The sequence below is a fragment of the Planktothrix sp. genome (assembly GCF_046067725.1).
Lineage (GTDB): Bacteria > Cyanobacteriota > Cyanobacteriia > Cyanobacteriales > Microcoleaceae > Planktothrix.
This window is the reverse complement of sequence record NZ_JBJUDF010000085.1, coordinates 1-13,924: the sequence shown is the minus strand read 5'-3', so window position 1 is coordinate 13,924 and position 13,924 is coordinate 1. Positions and strand designations below refer to the sequence as shown.

Sequence of the window (13,924 nt, the reverse complement as noted above, 5' to 3'; positions counted from 1 at the left end):
CCCCTCTCCTGCAAGGAGAGGGGGGACTAATTATTACTATTAAACATCAAAAATCATTAATTACTCCCCCTTCCCTATTAGGGAAGGGGGCTGGGGGGTTAGGTCACAAAGGTTTTTGAGAGAGAATGAAACAGCCCTGGGTTCACCCCTGGGAGTGTCAAGAAAAATGACATTCAGCATAAAACCACTTGTTGAATTGTCACATCTGTTACATAATAGATTGCGTCTTTTCCCTGAATCAAGGAAAGACTCCAGGGACGCGGAAAAAACTGGAACAATCTCCCCGGTGAGAACCGACTTTAATAGAGATAGTAATGATATCAAGATCATTCTCATCCTACCCGCACCCAACCATTCCATCTAAATCATCAACCCAGAGGAGAGGTTGACATGAAAATTATCCAAGGTTACAACCCATTACAACCTGTTTCCCTAACCAAAATTCGTAAAGTCAGAGGTGTAACGATTGTAGAGAAATCTGGCGATCATCTCTATATATTACCTGATGACAATGAAATTAAAGCTGCACCCACCCTTAATAATATTAGCTCGTTTGATATTAGAGATTGGGCAGAAAAAACAACGGATTTAGATGGATTCTACTTTATTAATGCCATTACTAAGACCGGAAACTATTTGGGTTCAGAATGCAATGATATTATTTTAGGTCTAAAATTCAGAGGATTAGCTACTTACGCTTCTGAAAATTAATCTTTTATAAAATGTCCATCTTTGACTCAACACTCCTTTAATTTTAACCCGTTTCAGGTGATCTACACATCATCCTGATGGGAAGTTAGAGGGGTGTATTCATTAATATTTTATCAGAGAGCAAAGGTTTGCTACAGATCATCAGGGAACTCAGCCTCATAAATGTTGCCATTAACGATTACAAGAGTAGCCATTACCTATTCGTAATTCATAATTCGTAATTCCCTATTACCCTTGATTTTCTATTCCAAACACCGCACAATAGTTGAGGTTGAATCTCCGAGCATCTTGTGAAATTGTTTAAAAATTTACGTTTTAAGTCCTATTGTTGGCGAGTTGTAACCGTTGTTGGGATGGCGGTTTCCCTAATGAGTTGTAGCACGAAAGCAGCCGAATGTACAAAACTCACCGGAATGATTCAAGAAGGTCAAACCTTAATTATTAATCTTAGTCCTCAACTGGATGTTTCCAGCACACAACAACTCTCGCAAGAATTAAATAGTATTGCGAGGGAAATTGAAACCCTAAACGTTAAAAATCAATCGTTAAAAACGATTCAAAAAAATGCTACTCAACAATTTAAAGGGTTATCTAATCATTTAAAACAACTGGCTGAAGCTTTAACGAATGCAGAAAAGGCTCCCGTTAACCCAGAGGGTAAAAAACAACTGCTAAATGCTCAAAAAACAGCCCAAGAAGCGGGAGAAAAAATTAAACAAATTGCTCCTCAAAATGAGAAACTCTTACAAGATTTAGTCAATTATTGTCCTCAGAAAAAAACGTAAGCAAGCCCAAGATGGAGATATAGCAATTCGTGGCTTCGAGATGGAGTAAAGAGGGTTGGGAGGGATGCCACCTCTACAGGTTTTGATCAGCCATTATTTAGATTTGCTATATCGACAAATGCACAAATTTTATAACTCAATTCAGTCAGAATTCTAACAGATGAGAGGATAGCGATCGCTATTTTTTTAGATCTATAAAAATCCGTACAGGATGTATCAAAAAATCCCGTAGGGGTTGGGTCTCCCAACCCAAGTAAGCTATTTTAAGTTTAAACAGTATATTTTAGGGAGCGGGGACACTCTCACGACAAGGATAGAGTGCTGATTCTCCTATAGTATTGTTTTTATTGTAATTTTTATCGAGTTGTAGTATAGTTGGGATGGGAAAAAACTTGTATTAGTACCAGCTTAAGGTACAGCAAAACTAGATCAGTAACCTCTTCTCTGCCAGACAACTAGAATTCAGGTAAACTATATGGAAACTCAATCTCTCACAGCCTCTATACAAGATTTACAGAAGAATGTTGTAGAAACACTGCAAGAGGCAGGCAAGTTAATGGGACGTGCCAGCGATTTATTTACGATAGAGAGCGAAAAGAAAAAATATATTCGATTTCAGAATGAAATCAATGAGGCACTTCCAAGTATAAAAAATTTTGAACTGAGAGTTGTGATTGTTGCGCCAACCAGTGCTGGTAAGTCTACTCTAGTCAATGCCATGATTGGGAGAGAGTTACTCCCTAGTCGTACTCCTGATATGACAGCTTATCCGACAGAAATAGTGTTTAAAGCAGAATTAACAGAACCTGTTTTAACAATTAGTGAAGATACTTTATCTTTATTTAATCGTGCAATAGAACAATTGCAAATTACAATAGATATTTTAGGATTGGATGATACTTTAAAGAAAATAGCTGATTATCCACTGCTAAAAAGTTTAGCCGAGAAAGTTAAAGAAAGAGAACTAATTTTTCTACCGCAGATCACAGGATATGAAGAGATTAAAAAAGCTCTAACAGAAATTAATGATTTTGTTAGGCTTTGTAGAAAGTTAGTTCCTGGCATTAATCAGATCTGGAGTCAAATTAAGGATCTACCTCGTATCGAAACACCTTTTATAAAAGATGAAAAAATTAATATAAAAAAAAGGATCGGTGATTTAGTTATTATTGACACACCAGGGCCTAATTCCAGAGAAAACAATACAGGAGAAACACAAGAAGACATTAGAAAGGAACTGATTAAAAAACAAGTCAATCAAAGTTCAGTTGTTTTAGTCCTCTTAGATTATACAGTTTTTAATACTGAAGTTGATAACCAGATTAGAAGTGAGATTAAAGAGATTTTAGAAGTAATTGGTGAAGATAATTTATACATTTTAGTGAATAAAATTGACCAACGTAAACCTGATGATCTAATAACGCCTGAACAATTAAAAGAGTCAATTATAGCCAGCTTTAATCTGAATTCTTCTAGCAACAAAAATAATAAAATTTTTGAAGTTTCAGGAAGAAGGGCTTTTTGCGCTACTAATTTTATTCAAGAAATTAAACAAGATTCTCCTAAAGAAAAATCTGAGATCCAAATATCTGAACTCAAAACGGCTGAACTTTTAGCCGCAGAAGTTTTTGGGATGGACTGGAAAGACGAACTAGACCATTCAACAATTGGTAAACTTGAAAAAAAAGCTGGAAAACTTTGGGAGAAATCAAAGTTCAGTGAGTTTTTGGAAAATACTATTAATGTACTTTTAGTTAAGAGTGCCCCTCTTTCTCTTAAAAGTGTACTTAAGCGGACAGAAAATCGTTTAAAGGATCTCAAGAATGATCTGATATCTTGGAAGAGTGGTTTAGATAAAGATTTTAACCAAATTCAAGGCGAAATTAAATTTGTTGAAGATGAAAAACTAATCATTGAAACTTATGAAAAGGTTTTAGAAGACAAACTCAATCAACAGTTGAATTATTTAAATGATTACTTGGATTATGTACTCAAAAATTGGGTAATGATTTTGCATCAAATTCTTGAATCCAAAAAATTATCAGAAGAACCGTTTAAAAAACTCAAATTCAAACTTGAATTTGAAATCAATAGTAGCCAAGAATTGTTGAGCAAAGTTGAAAACCAGTTAATAGTTGTAGAAAAATTAATAGACTAACAAAAATCAATAAATTTGACCAACTTTAGCTGAGGGAAAACTAAACCCCACGTAGAGACGTGCCTATTGATGCCGTAAGGCTATTGGCGCGTCTTTACAGGGGACTCGTTCCCCAGCACCCGACACCCGTTAATGATGAATTTCTAAACTTAAAACATAACGACCCATTTGAACATTTTCTGACCAAAGTTCGTATTCTAAACGCATATATTCTGGTAGAGGATGCCCGACTAATTCTAACTGACGAGTAAAATTCCGTAGACGAAGTTGACTCGCCATTGCTTGCAAATTCGTTTGCAGGTAATATCGACTTAAACCATATACCCCCTGTTGCCAGAGGTGACGATAACTGTATTTCCCCTGTCCCTGCATCGTCATCACCGCCCGATAGGGAGAAACCTCTAACCACAATAAACGAGGTTTCAGAGGTGGTAAAATTTTTTCTGGGGGAAACGGGTCAGATTCCCATTCCACTAATGCAGGTTCATGTAACAATAAATGGAACTGATCTCGATCCTTTTGATACAGGGTTGCTGATCCTTCCACTAAAGAACGAAGGGGCAAGTCTATCGATACTAACGATAGACTCACGGGCACACGATAGTGCGTTAACATAAGTCATCTCATATCAGGATAAAATTCTCGATGTTTCTAAGTTGTTAGAGTCGAGAAAGCGGTAGGATAACTCTTAGCAATCCTTACCTCATCTCAAATCATAAAATGCAAGGGACTATCGTAACAACAGAAAATACAGAAACGGAGCAAATATTAACAATACAACCGCCAAAATCAGGCTTATCCTTACAAGGTCGAATTCGCATTCCTGGGGATAAGTCAATCTCTCATCGAGCGTTAATGTTAGGGGCTTTAGCCAACGGTGTGACGACCATTGAAGGGTTATTGTTAGGGGCAGACCCCCGCAGTACCGCCCAATGTTTTACTTGCTTGGGGGCTGAAATTTCCGAGTTAAATTCTGAACGGATGGAAGTTAAGGGTATTGGACTGGGTAATCTTCAAGAACCTACGGAAGTTTTAGATGCGGGAAATTCCGGTACAACGCTACGGTTAATGTTAGGAATACTCGCTTCCCACCCTGGAAAATTTTTTACTGTTACTGGGGATAGTTCCTTGGTGCGTCGTCCCATGTCCCGTGTCACCAAACCCTTACAACAGATGGGGGCTACCATTTGGGGGCGTCAAGGGGGGTCTTACGCGCCTTTAGCGGTTCAAGGTCAAACGTTACGCCCGATTCATTATTTTTCCCCCATTGCTTCAGCCCAGGTGAAATCTTGTATTTTATTAGCTGCTTTAATGACGGAAGGGGAAACCACCGTTACAGAACCCGCTTTATCACGGGATCACAGTGAACGAATGTTAAAAGCTTTTGGTGCTAATATTACCGTTGAACCGGATACCTTTAGTGTAATTGTTAAAGGGCCAGCACAACTTCAAGGTCAGCACGTTGTGGTTCCTGGGGATATTAGTTCGGCGGCGTTTTGGTTAGTGGCGGCGGCAATTGTTCCAGGGTCAGAATTAGTGGTAGAAAATGTTGGAGTTAACCCGACTCGCACGGGTATTTTAGAAGCTTTAGAAAGAATGGGGGCTAATCTTCAATTAGAAAATGAACGGTTAGTAGCGGGAGAACCTGTTGCAGATATTCGAGTGAAATATAGTCCGTTAAAAGCTTGTGAAATTGGCGGAGATACTATTCCTCGATTAATTGATGAAATTCCGATTTTAGCCGTGGCTGCGGCTTTTGCAGAGGGAACAACAATTATTAAAGATGCGGAAGAATTAAGGGTAAAAGAAAGCGATCGCATTGCTGTGATGGCAACTCAAATGAGTCAACTGGGTGCGAAGATTACTGAACGTTCTGACGGGTTAGAAATTACTGGAGGTGCTCCTTTAAAGGGAACGGAAGTTGATAGCGATACGGATCATCGAATTGCCATGAGTTTAGCGATCGCAGGCTTAAATGCTCAAGGAAAAACCACAATTCACCGAGCAGAAGCGGCTGGAATTTCTTATCCTAATTTCGTGGCGACGTTATCTCAAATTTGCAGCGTTTAAAATCGGTTGATGAGGGAAAGAATGGGTTTTTTAGATTAGCTTTCACAGATGAGCGACAAAATTAATATGAAATCCTGAAATCGCTGCTATAGATGTTCCATAAACCCCACGTAGAGACGCGCCATGGCGCGTCTCTACTCGGAACGTAAAACTTTAACTAAGTGGGCTAATTCGGGGATAATTAATTGTTCCATTGCTAATTTAACAGCATTAGAAGACCCTGGAACAGAAAAGATTAATTTTCCTTGAAAAACGCCAGCAATTGCACGGGAAGCCATCGCCCTAGAACCAATTTCAGCATAACTTAACGTTCTGAAAATTTCACCAAATCCGGGTAAGGTTTTTTCTAATAATTGTTCTAAAGCATCATAGGTGGTATCCCTGGGTGCAATTCCAGTTCCTCCATTTAAAATACAAGCATCGAGTTCAGGAATTTGGGAATATTTCTTTAAAAGTTCTGTAATTTCGGTAGGTTCATCTTTAACAATGCGATAATCGAGAATGGGATAACCCGCTTTCTGCAAGAATTGGTGAATTAATTGCCCGCTTTTATCCGTTTCTGGAGTACGACTATCACTGACTGTAATAATCGCACAATTGACTTTAAACTCCGCAATATCTGGATGGGGAATCATTGAACTCATAAACGCTAAATCCAGAACCAAGACTATCAGAAGTTAGAAGTTAATAAATATTCGGGATCTATCATAGCATTTAACTTCCAACTCCTGAGAAAATTAGGATTTACTAAATTCTAATCCGTTTTCTTCTGCATAACGCTTCATAAACAACATGAAACGATCCCATTCTTCAGAAGACCTCATTAAAAGAACCGCTTCGATTTCGGTCGGTTTTCCATTAATAAATTTAGCTTTAACCTCACGGGTGATAATTTCTCCATCATCATCAATCATATACATTCCCGTAATTTCTTCCGTAGAATCATCCGCTAATGCTTTAGGATTCTGGAAAAAAAATGTTGCTGTTCCTTGACTTCCATCCCGTGAACGAGTCAGGCGGACATCAGGAATTGCATCTTCATCAATACCTCTTGAAAACTGAATTTTAGCGACCATATTATCTTGTTAAACCTTTGTTCGTTTAAGACTTAAGATCTGATTATCTCACGATCTGACAATCTAAAACATAAAATCCCCAGAGCATAGGTCAGCATAGCACAAACACCATCCATCATTGACCGATGATTTGATGCTTCTGCTTTACTCTACTTTGAATTTTACCCCGATTTTAAAACCCTACTAAAGTTAAATGGCTTAGTAGGGTTTTAAACAATCTAGCGCTTAAACCGTTTCAGTAACTCAGAGTAAAGCAGGTTAACCACCTTACTCATCAGTTTAGCTTGGATGTGTTTACCCCGCAGGACGGGCTTACCTTGACCATCAATTTGTGACTTCAAATTGTCACGGTAAGTAATCAAGGTTTGATTGATTAGGTTGTCTGGAAGATTACCCTTAGAACTTTCAATTTTGGTTAGGACGTGAAGATAAAGACTTTCACGACAGATAGCAGAACCGCTAGATTTTTCAATCCAACCATCACCGGAACTTTCTAAAATTGTTCCTTGACCCAGACGCATTTTAAACGCATCACGGCTGCGGTTCTTTTTAGTGACCTTCACATCACCCGGTTTAAACTCAACCTCAACGGTTCCCTTGTTATAGGATTTGTCCATCTGCTTAACTTCCCGATATTCCCGGTCAATCCATTCCTTGCAATCCGGCAAGAGAAATGACTCAAACGGATAACACCGAGTTAGTAAGCGAGCGCCCGTCCGCAATCCAAACCCAAACATCTCAAACACTTCCATATAAGGAATGAATTCCTCCCGCTTGAGAAGTTCTATCACTTGATGCTCAATCCGAGATTCTTCTAAGGAAATCTCAGCCAACCACCGGGCGTGGCATTTAGTAATCGGGTTAATATCAATTCCATAGTGATGAACGATGGAATCGGCATATTTCTTGCGGATTAGCGTTAAACCACTTTTGCTGGAATGTTCCGGCACGTCTCCTAAAAATCCCCAAATTGCAGGAACATAGGAACCTGGATTAGATTTTTGGAACGCCGCTTCTGGGAATTCGTGAGTTAGTCGTTGACGAGTGTAGTTAACAATTGGAGACTGAACCCGTGCCAGGTGTTCCAACTGTTGAACTAATTCCCTCAATTCCATCACTGGCTCTGGCTGACTTAATAAAAAATACCGTTCGTTTAAAGTTCCATCACTTTGTAAATGTTCCGGGTCAAACGGATAAGCCGCCATTGCCAAAGCATCAACCGCGTCATTTTTACCATGACCGGGTAAATTTTTTCCTTCACGGTAACGCTTCAGTTCCATGTGACCGACCCACTTTACCTCAACTCCCTCAGTTTTTAAAATCTGATAGAAGATGCGGCTATAATGAATTCCGGTTGGTTCTAAGATTGCTAAAGTCGGTTTATTTTCCCGAACAAATTCTACAAAATCCCATAGTGATTTTTGTCGTTCGCCTTTGGGATTTGAATAGAACCGAGGGTAAAATTCCGCCGCGTTTCTTGCAGATTTGCGCCAATAATTTCCGAGTCCGCCTGCTGGATAATTCTCTAAGAGGTGACAGCAAGCATTGTTTTTGGAGATATCCAAACCTAAAACTTTATATTCCATTATCAAGGTTCTATTGAAGGTGGTTTTCGCTGTTAATTCCCCTTTTTGAAATGCCGCACAAATCACCCTAACAACCCCGAAGGGTCGCGCTTTACTGCTAAACGGCTAAAGGGCAGTTCTTAGAAGAGTCGTCGCACAAATGTGAGAACGCCCAAAGAGCGCAATTTAGTTTCAACGATAACTCATTCTATTAACGAACTGACAGGAAGAGAGCGACCCTTCCCGCGACATTCCCCAGCGTGGGGGGGAATGTTTCGACCGTTAGGGTGAACGATCATCATCAGGCGGGTTTAACAATAGTAGAAATCGATTTTGTCTGGTTTGAAATCGATTTCATCGGATGGGATAGGAGGAAGAAAATGGCTATCCAATTTGTCCAAAACTTCGATCAAAACTTCCTTATCCCATGCGTAATGATCAAGGTGTCGCTCTTTACCCGATGACAAGTAAATATGAATCTTTTCGATTTGACTGTCTTCGATTTCTACTTCGTACCCAATCACATTGGCTAAGTTGAAAACAAATCGAGAACTAATTTTGTGATTACAGGTTTCAACTTTGTTTATGGCTTCTAACACTTTCATGATTGTTCCCCTCTTTTAATTAACGCTTGAATAAAACTCGGTGCAGTTAAATCGTCCCGAAAAAAGACCCGGTGTTCATCTTTGATGGATTCGGTAATTTCTTCAGAATCGGTCATCTGTTGAATCGCTTCTGCCTTAATTTGATCAAACAATTCAATTAGCCGATGTTGAGGTAAAGCTGGGAGGTAGACCATCGTTGCACAAACTATTTTTGTATAGAGAAGTGCATCCATTATTTAACCCTCCGAATATTGTTAAATTGGACTTGTTGCCAGATTTCCAACGCTTCCTGAACCTGTGCGGGAGACATAGCGAAAATTTCTTTCATCAGTTTGGAATAGTCGCAAACTTCTTGAGTTGTTAAATCCCATTCAAGATTGACTTGACATTGCGCCGAACGCGAAACAATGATAACCTTAGTAGACATAGCAAATCCTTAGAATGTGGTTAGGAATAAATATCAGGGAGGGGTGAGAGACTTCCCTGATATTTATTTTGTTTAATTACCCTTTAGGGGCTTAGGAACATCCTCAACAACTTGAGCCAATTGCAAGCGGGGATACCACTTGAACATCAGTTGAGCCGCTTTATCAGCAATCAAATGATGGGAGAACGGCCCAGCACGGAGGACTTGACCATCGGGAAGCATCCCAATGACAAGATAGCGGCGTTTGAACATGATTTGAATTCCTGTTTAATGGGGGAATTTTAGAGTTATTCTTCCTCAATCGTGGGAGGTTTTAGAGGGAATAATCCACCAGATGAACGATAAGATTTCATGGAGTAATTCAAGTTTTCACAAGCTGTAATTACGTCCTTTGGGTCTTCATCATCTAGCAAGAACACGACCTCTACACGGGTTTCTTCCGAATCGTCTTTGAGGACTTTGGTTTTGTAGCCAATCTTCTCAACAATCATGCTAAATAATCCTCAAATAGAGCTTTAGCAGAGGGAGAGTAAGACCCGACAAAATCAATCATGTCCTTTAAAATTTGCATCCCGGCTGTGCGGTCTGCACCTTTAATAGCAGGGTCTTTTAATGCCATTGCCAGTAAAGGGATTGCACAAACACAAGCAATGGGTTTAAGACAAATGACGGCACTTTTCACAGATTCAAGTTCTGCAAAAACAGCTTGAATTTTGACATCGCGATCGCCATTTTTCACGTTGATCGCTTCCATCATTTGCTGCTCAACTTGACGAGCTTGAGCATATTCCCGTCGCATGGTTCCCAGTCTGTCTTTCCCGTCAATTTCCGGGGGGAAGACTTTAAGAACCCGGTCTAATAAATCGTTTTCGGTTTCCGGTTCTTCATGAAGTTTGAGGGAATGTGCGGTAGTGAGGGATGCCCATTCATCAACGGTAAACTCAGACCGTTTCGCGAGTTCCTCACAAGCAATTAATAAAGCCCCAAGATGTACTTTGGAAATGAATGGAATTCCATCATCTTCTGCGGGAGCTAATTCGGCGATGATATTAATATTTTTCCGTTGAAGTTCGGCTACAATTTCTTCATCTTGCAAAGCCTTTTTCATCGCAATTAACGCATCACCATTGCCACAGCCGATGACTGATGTACCGCCTTCTTCACAAGTTGCCAAATGCGCCTTAATCGCTGCTTTAGCAACTTCTAAATGATCTGTCATAAGCAATAATTCCAGTTTGCGAACGTCTACCATCTCCCGGTTTGGGAGATTCATTATCGTCATAAAAACTCTGACTCACATGGGAAATAGTGAGGAGTAAAATCAGCAAAAATTCCACGAATTTAATGTTAAAATTGTCCCTAGTATCTCTTTCGTTCTTTTGGGAATCTTCTCGCTCGCTACATTGTAGAAGGTTCTTTTTTTTTGCCTAGTTTTATTCCTCTAAGGGGGCGCTTTGTCGCTTTTACCTTTCGGGCGCTCGCTGCACTGTGAAAGGGGCCGCCTACCAGTTCCTTGAGTCTAGGGAAAGGGGGGAAGATTAACCCCCCTAATGGATAAATGAGAGATGTAGTTATCCCAAGAATTACGAACGAAACAGGGAATTTGTTAATCCGATAGGCGTTACCTCTCTACTAAAAACACGATGGACGTGGTAAACACTGGACATACAGCTTGCGACTCTAAAAGGACTCACACACCTGACCGACCGCAAAGCCTGTTTGTTGTATCTACCTGTCCATACTTTAGTATGGATGTTCCGCAATGTCAATACTTTAGTATGGATTTGTGCTAATATGAATCCATTACCAGAAACAGAAAAAGTCGAAAAACCAACCTTGAAAAAGCTAATCGCCAATGCAGGAACCACGCAACGCGAGTTAAGCGAGAAAACGGGTATAAAAGAAGTGACTCTTAATAGCTGGGTTGCTGGAAAAAAAACCCCACGCTTAGACAATGCCGTTGTGGTTGCAAAAGCACTTGGTGTCTCTTTAAAGGCGCTGAGTGAATCTTTGGGCCTAGACACCTCTGGATTGCCAGATGATAACTAGACCCCGTTGGATAATGTCACCTTTCCTAGATCAAGGTTAATGCGAGTCAGCCATTAGTTCACAGCTAGTGGCTTATTTTCTTTCTGGAACTTACTCACACTATATCTATAGGAGTCAAATGATGGAACTTTCCGAACAAACCCAGATAACAGATCATTCCTCAGAACGGATTGAATTTGAACCCGATGGCGAGCGCCCGGAATTTGAAGACAATCTCATAGCGATTATTGAAGCTAAGGATGAGCAGATTAAGCGGCTTCAGTTGGGCAACTTGTGTTTTTCAAACCGAGCCAAACATTTAGAAGGTAAAGTTGAACATTTAGAAGCTGCGTTGAAAGAAGCCCATGATTGGATTAGCACCACTAGCCGCGTTTTATCTGTTCTGCCCCTGGCTATTTTGACACCCCAACAATTGCAAGGCTCATTATTTGTTGTTCGGTGCTTACTGGACGAGGCAGAAAGTTCTACTGATCACGATTTAGCGATGGTAAATCTTCCCGATACTGACAACGGCGGCACCGACTCGGAGGATTAGCGGTCATGGTTCAACAATTAAATTTAATCCCACCGGATGACCCTCAACCGTTATTCGGAATTCCCAAACCGCAGGAATTAGCCGAATTAGCGTTAAAGCAGATTCAGAATGAACCAGGTATCACCACCGAGGAAATTGCAACCCGATTGGGAGTTAGTTACCAAGACATGAGGTTCGCGATTGTCCGGTTTTTAAAACGCACCGGGGCGGTTATTGATCAAGGTTGGATAGTTCCACAACCTGCTCAACCGGAAGACATCAATGAAGATGATTCTATTCGTTCCGGTACGAATGAAAATCATAAATCTTATTCGTTCCGGTACGAATTAAGAATCAAATGGGAGTCACCCGCCGGAACAGCCAAAACCGATTCTAAATATCCCTGGCTTTGTGATGGCGATCGCCACTTAATTTATATCGGTGGTGGCAACCAATCCAGTCCGACAGCAAAGGCAAGGGTTAACCAGATTGAGCGATGGATTGAAATGAAACTTCCGGCCGACGAAATTATGAAACGGGTTGAGATGGTTAAGCGAGGTCAGTGGAAAATTTAGCAGTTCCGAAGTGATGGAACTTTTTTAAAATTTTACCCCCTGGAGGAATTACCACCGGGGGGATTTTTTTTGTTAACTCCGTGCATTAACCGTTAGACTCCGAACATTATCTAAGGAACTCCGAACACTTCCCTTACTATGTCGATATCCCGCCTTGCTTCTCTCATGGCTTGGTTTATCTTGTTGCCTCCGGGCCTGGTAAATCCAGACTTCAGTTTGTACCAGTAACGGGCTGTCTTAGAACCCTTGCCGTGATCTATGATCTTGATTTTTCTACCTTTATATTCAAATCGTTGAACTACTTTCGGTTTCATAAATACTAGGGGGTAACTGCCATCAGGGTTAATCCGCACCGCCCCCTAGTATTTATTTTTTCCGACTAACCAGAGGGAGCACTTAAGCCCAACAACTTAAGAACTGATTCTATTGTAAACCAAAAGTTATCAAGCTACAATAGAGCTATAAACTGTTAAAAAATAGCGATAATAGCTAAATGCCATAAAACCGCCCCGTCCCGCCCAGTTGCTCTTTTAGATAAAACAGCAACCCCAGACGACCCACCCATACCCCCCATATAGAAAGGATTTCGGGTACTATTGGCGGTGTCAGGTATGCGCGAAGGTTGCTAAAATAGTAGAAAAAGACCGAAAACGTCAACTCAATTCATGCCCAAAAGAAGCCGGATCGGACAAGCTGCAACCCTTACCCTTTTAGACATAGAAAAAATCTACCAGGGGTTTGAATCTGAACGAGATAAAGTTATCTGGTCTATACTGTGTGGAACGGGTGAACGAATTACGGCCACACTCTCGCTAAATGTTAAAGATGTTTACAGGGATTCGTCTAAATCCAAAACCTGGGATGAAATTACATTCCCCTCCTCAATCCGCAAGAAACGACCCGACGGTACGGCCGAAACCCGACAAGTTCCCATCACCCGAAAACTAAAATCCGAACTGGAGAACTACACCCCCCCAACTCACGGCCTGTTATTCCCCTCACCCAATAACCCGTCGGTTCCGATTAGTCGGCAAGTTTATGATAAAAATTTCCGGCGGGCGTTAAAAAAAGCAGGGTTAACCCGATTGGGTGCAACACTGCATTCTCCCAGACGCACCCTGGCAACGAGATTATTTGAAGAAGGAACCCCAATTAATATCATCCAACGGATTACCGGACATCGTTCTATAGCAGTGTTACAGCGTTACATTGACGTTAGCGATGAGCAGGTTAAGAGTGCGTTAGAGATGTTATAAAATCCCGTTAATTCATGAGATTTTCATAGCAATAACAGAACTTAAGCTACCGCTATTATAAAAACTAAATAAGGGGACTCCCTGGGAATATACAGGAGTCGGAGGAATAGCGTCTTTAAATAAATCAATTGAA

18 protein-coding genes are annotated in these 13,924 nt (G+C 40.6%); 8 read left to right on the top strand and 10 right to left on the bottom strand.

Annotation, left to right across the window (positions count from 1 at the left end):
• The first annotated feature begins 390 nt into the window (after nucleotides 1–390).
• From ACKPEB_RS04980 to ACKPEB_RS04970, 3 genes are all read left to right on the top strand, one after another.
• The gene (locus ACKPEB_RS04980; RefSeq protein ID WP_408963724.1) at nucleotides 391–711 is read left to right on the top strand and encodes a hypothetical protein; all 321 of its coding nucleotides are present in this window, start codon (nucleotides 391–393) and stop codon (nucleotides 709–711) included.
• A 290-nt stretch (nucleotides 712–1,001) separates the two neighbouring features.
• On the top strand, nucleotides 1,002–1,496 hold the full coding sequence (locus tag ACKPEB_RS04975) for a hypothetical protein (protein WP_408967517.1): 495 nt from the start codon (nucleotides 1,002–1,004) through the stop codon (nucleotides 1,494–1,496).
• A gap of 475 nt (nucleotides 1,497–1,971) precedes the next feature.
• On the top strand, nucleotides 1,972–3,654 hold the full coding sequence (locus ACKPEB_RS04970) for a dynamin family protein (RefSeq protein ID WP_408963722.1): 1,683 nt from the start codon (nucleotides 1,972–1,974) through the stop codon (nucleotides 3,652–3,654).
• A 129-nt stretch (nucleotides 3,655–3,783) separates the two neighbouring features.
• On the opposite strand, the gene ACKPEB_RS04965 is transcribed toward ACKPEB_RS04970, so the two are convergent.
• Nucleotides 3,784–4,269 (bottom strand): hypothetical protein, encoded by a 486-nt coding sequence (locus ACKPEB_RS04965; protein ID WP_408963721.1) that lies wholly within the window; start codon nucleotides 4,267–4,269, stop codon nucleotides 3,784–3,786.
• 105 nt (nucleotides 4,270–4,374) lie between these two features.
• Here ACKPEB_RS04965 and aroA point away from each other — a divergent pair, with 105 nt between their 5' ends.
• A complete protein-coding gene (gene aroA / locus ACKPEB_RS04960) occupies nucleotides 4,375–5,724 on the top strand; it encodes a 3-phosphoshikimate 1-carboxyvinyltransferase (RefSeq protein WP_408963720.1) in 1,350 nt (449 codons plus the stop codon).
• 134 nt (nucleotides 5,725–5,858) lie between these two features.
• Here aroA and ACKPEB_RS04955 read toward each other — a convergent pair whose 3' ends face one another.
• The 9 genes from ACKPEB_RS04955 to ACKPEB_RS04915 form a co-directional block, all read right to left on the bottom strand.
• A complete protein-coding gene (locus ACKPEB_RS04955) occupies nucleotides 5,859–6,368 on the bottom strand; it encodes a molybdenum cofactor biosynthesis protein B (RefSeq protein WP_408963719.1) in 510 nt (169 codons plus the stop codon).
• A gap of 93 nt (nucleotides 6,369–6,461) precedes the next feature.
• Nucleotides 6,462–6,800: a photosystem II reaction center protein Psb28 gene (gene psb28, locus ACKPEB_RS04950; RefSeq protein ID WP_408963718.1), complete on the bottom strand. Its 339-nt coding sequence runs from the start codon at nucleotides 6,798–6,800 to the stop codon at nucleotides 6,462–6,464.
• Nucleotides 6,801–7,018: 218 nt separating this feature from the next.
• Entirely contained in the window at nucleotides 7,019–8,386 is a 1,368-nt protein-coding gene (locus tag ACKPEB_RS04945; RefSeq protein WP_408963717.1) for a transposase, read from the bottom strand.
• 290 nt (nucleotides 8,387–8,676) lie between these two features.
• Complete coding sequence (locus ACKPEB_RS04940) at nucleotides 8,677–8,970, bottom strand: hypothetical protein (protein ID WP_408963716.1); 294 nt, start codon at nucleotides 8,968–8,970, stop codon at nucleotides 8,677–8,679.
• Entirely contained in the window at nucleotides 8,967–9,203 is a 237-nt protein-coding gene (locus ACKPEB_RS04935) for a hypothetical protein (protein ID WP_408963715.1), read from the bottom strand. The genes ACKPEB_RS04940 and ACKPEB_RS04935 overlap by 4 nt, the downstream gene beginning before the upstream one ends.
• Nucleotides 9,203–9,397 (bottom strand): hypothetical protein, encoded by a 195-nt coding sequence (locus tag ACKPEB_RS04930; protein WP_408963714.1) that lies wholly within the window; start codon nucleotides 9,395–9,397, stop codon nucleotides 9,203–9,205. Before ACKPEB_RS04930 ends, ACKPEB_RS04935 begins: the two co-directional genes overlap by 1 nt.
• Before the next feature lie 72 nt (nucleotides 9,398–9,469).
• On the bottom strand, nucleotides 9,470–9,649 hold the full coding sequence (locus ACKPEB_RS04925; protein WP_408963713.1) for a hypothetical protein: 180 nt from the start codon (nucleotides 9,647–9,649) through the stop codon (nucleotides 9,470–9,472).
• Nucleotides 9,650–9,684: 35 nt separating this feature from the next.
• Nucleotides 9,685–9,888, bottom strand: coding sequence for a hypothetical protein (locus ACKPEB_RS04920; protein WP_408963712.1), 204 nt, complete (start codon nucleotides 9,886–9,888; stop codon nucleotides 9,685–9,687).
• Nucleotides 9,885–10,616 carry a hypothetical protein gene (locus ACKPEB_RS04915; RefSeq protein WP_408963711.1) on the bottom strand — a complete coding sequence of 244 codons (732 nt, stop codon included), beginning with the start codon at nucleotides 10,614–10,616 and terminating at the stop codon, nucleotides 9,885–9,887. The genes ACKPEB_RS04920 and ACKPEB_RS04915 overlap by 4 nt, the downstream gene beginning before the upstream one ends.
• A 575-nt stretch (nucleotides 10,617–11,191) precedes the next feature.
• Between ACKPEB_RS04915 and ACKPEB_RS04910 the strand changes: the two genes are divergently transcribed.
• The 4 genes from ACKPEB_RS04910 to ACKPEB_RS04895 all read left to right on the top strand — a co-directional run bounded on the left by ACKPEB_RS04910 (nucleotide 11,192) and on the right by ACKPEB_RS04895 (nucleotide 13,791).
• Nucleotides 11,192–11,446 (top strand): helix-turn-helix domain-containing protein, encoded by a 255-nt coding sequence (locus tag ACKPEB_RS04910; protein ID WP_408963710.1) that lies wholly within the window; start codon nucleotides 11,192–11,194, stop codon nucleotides 11,444–11,446.
• A 118-nt stretch (nucleotides 11,447–11,564) separates the two neighbouring features.
• Nucleotides 11,565–11,981, top strand: coding sequence for a hypothetical protein (locus tag ACKPEB_RS04905; protein ID WP_408963709.1), 417 nt, complete (start codon nucleotides 11,565–11,567; stop codon nucleotides 11,979–11,981).
• A gap of 5 nt (nucleotides 11,982–11,986) precedes the next feature.
• Nucleotides 11,987–12,535 (top strand): hypothetical protein, encoded by a 549-nt coding sequence (locus tag ACKPEB_RS04900; RefSeq protein ID WP_408963708.1) that lies wholly within the window; start codon nucleotides 11,987–11,989, stop codon nucleotides 12,533–12,535.
• A 665-nt stretch (nucleotides 12,536–13,200) separates the two neighbouring features.
• On the top strand, nucleotides 13,201–13,791 hold the full coding sequence (locus ACKPEB_RS04895) for a tyrosine-type recombinase/integrase (RefSeq protein ID WP_408963707.1): 591 nt from the start codon (nucleotides 13,201–13,203) through the stop codon (nucleotides 13,789–13,791).
• The last annotated feature ends 133 nt before the right edge of the window (nucleotides 13,792–13,924 follow it).

Coding starts and splice junctions, on each gene's coding strand:
- ACKPEB_RS04910 (WP_408963710.1), top strand. CDS start 11,192: ATGAATCCATTACCAGAAACAGAAAAAGTCGAAAAACCAACCTTGAAA.
- ACKPEB_RS04930 (WP_408963714.1), bottom strand. CDS start 9,397: ATGTCTACTAAGGTTATCATTGTTTCGCGTTCGGCGCAATGTCAAGTC.
- ACKPEB_RS04955 (WP_408963719.1), bottom strand. CDS start 6,368: ATGAGTTCAATGATTCCCCATCCAGATATTGCGGAGTTTAAAGTCAAT.
- ACKPEB_RS04920 (WP_408963712.1), bottom strand. CDS start 9,888: ATGATTGTTGAGAAGATTGGCTACAAAACCAAAGTCCTCAAAGACGAT.
- psb28 (WP_408963718.1), bottom strand. CDS start 6,800: ATGGTCGCTAAAATTCAGTTTTCAAGAGGTATTGATGAAGATGCAATT.
- ACKPEB_RS04915 (WP_408963711.1), bottom strand. CDS start 10,616: ATGACAGATCATTTAGAAGTTGCTAAAGCAGCGATTAAGGCGCATTTG.
- ACKPEB_RS04980 (WP_408963724.1), top strand. CDS start 391: ATGAAAATTATCCAAGGTTACAACCCATTACAACCTGTTTCCCTAACC.
- ACKPEB_RS04965 (WP_408963721.1), bottom strand. CDS start 4,269: ATGTTAACGCACTATCGTGTGCCCGTGAGTCTATCGTTAGTATCGATA.
- aroA (WP_408963720.1), top strand. CDS start 4,375: ATGCAAGGGACTATCGTAACAACAGAAAATACAGAAACGGAGCAAATA.
- ACKPEB_RS04935 (WP_408963715.1), bottom strand. CDS start 9,203: ATGGATGCACTTCTCTATACAAAAATAGTTTGTGCAACGATGGTCTAC.
- ACKPEB_RS04940 (WP_408963716.1), bottom strand. CDS start 8,970: ATGAAAGTGTTAGAAGCCATAAACAAAGTTGAAACCTGTAATCACAAA.
- ACKPEB_RS04925 (WP_408963713.1), bottom strand. CDS start 9,649: ATGTTCAAACGCCGCTATCTTGTCATTGGGATGCTTCCCGATGGTCAA.
- ACKPEB_RS04900 (WP_408963708.1), top strand. CDS start 11,987: ATGGTTCAACAATTAAATTTAATCCCACCGGATGACCCTCAACCGTTA.
- ACKPEB_RS04895 (WP_408963707.1), top strand. CDS start 13,201: ATGCCCAAAAGAAGCCGGATCGGACAAGCTGCAACCCTTACCCTTTTA.
- ACKPEB_RS04945 (WP_408963717.1), bottom strand. CDS start 8,386: ATGGAATATAAAGTTTTAGGTTTGGATATCTCCAAAAACAATGCTTGC.
- ACKPEB_RS04905 (WP_408963709.1), top strand. CDS start 11,565: ATGATGGAACTTTCCGAACAAACCCAGATAACAGATCATTCCTCAGAA.
- ACKPEB_RS04970 (WP_408963722.1), top strand. CDS start 1,972: ATGGAAACTCAATCTCTCACAGCCTCTATACAAGATTTACAGAAGAAT.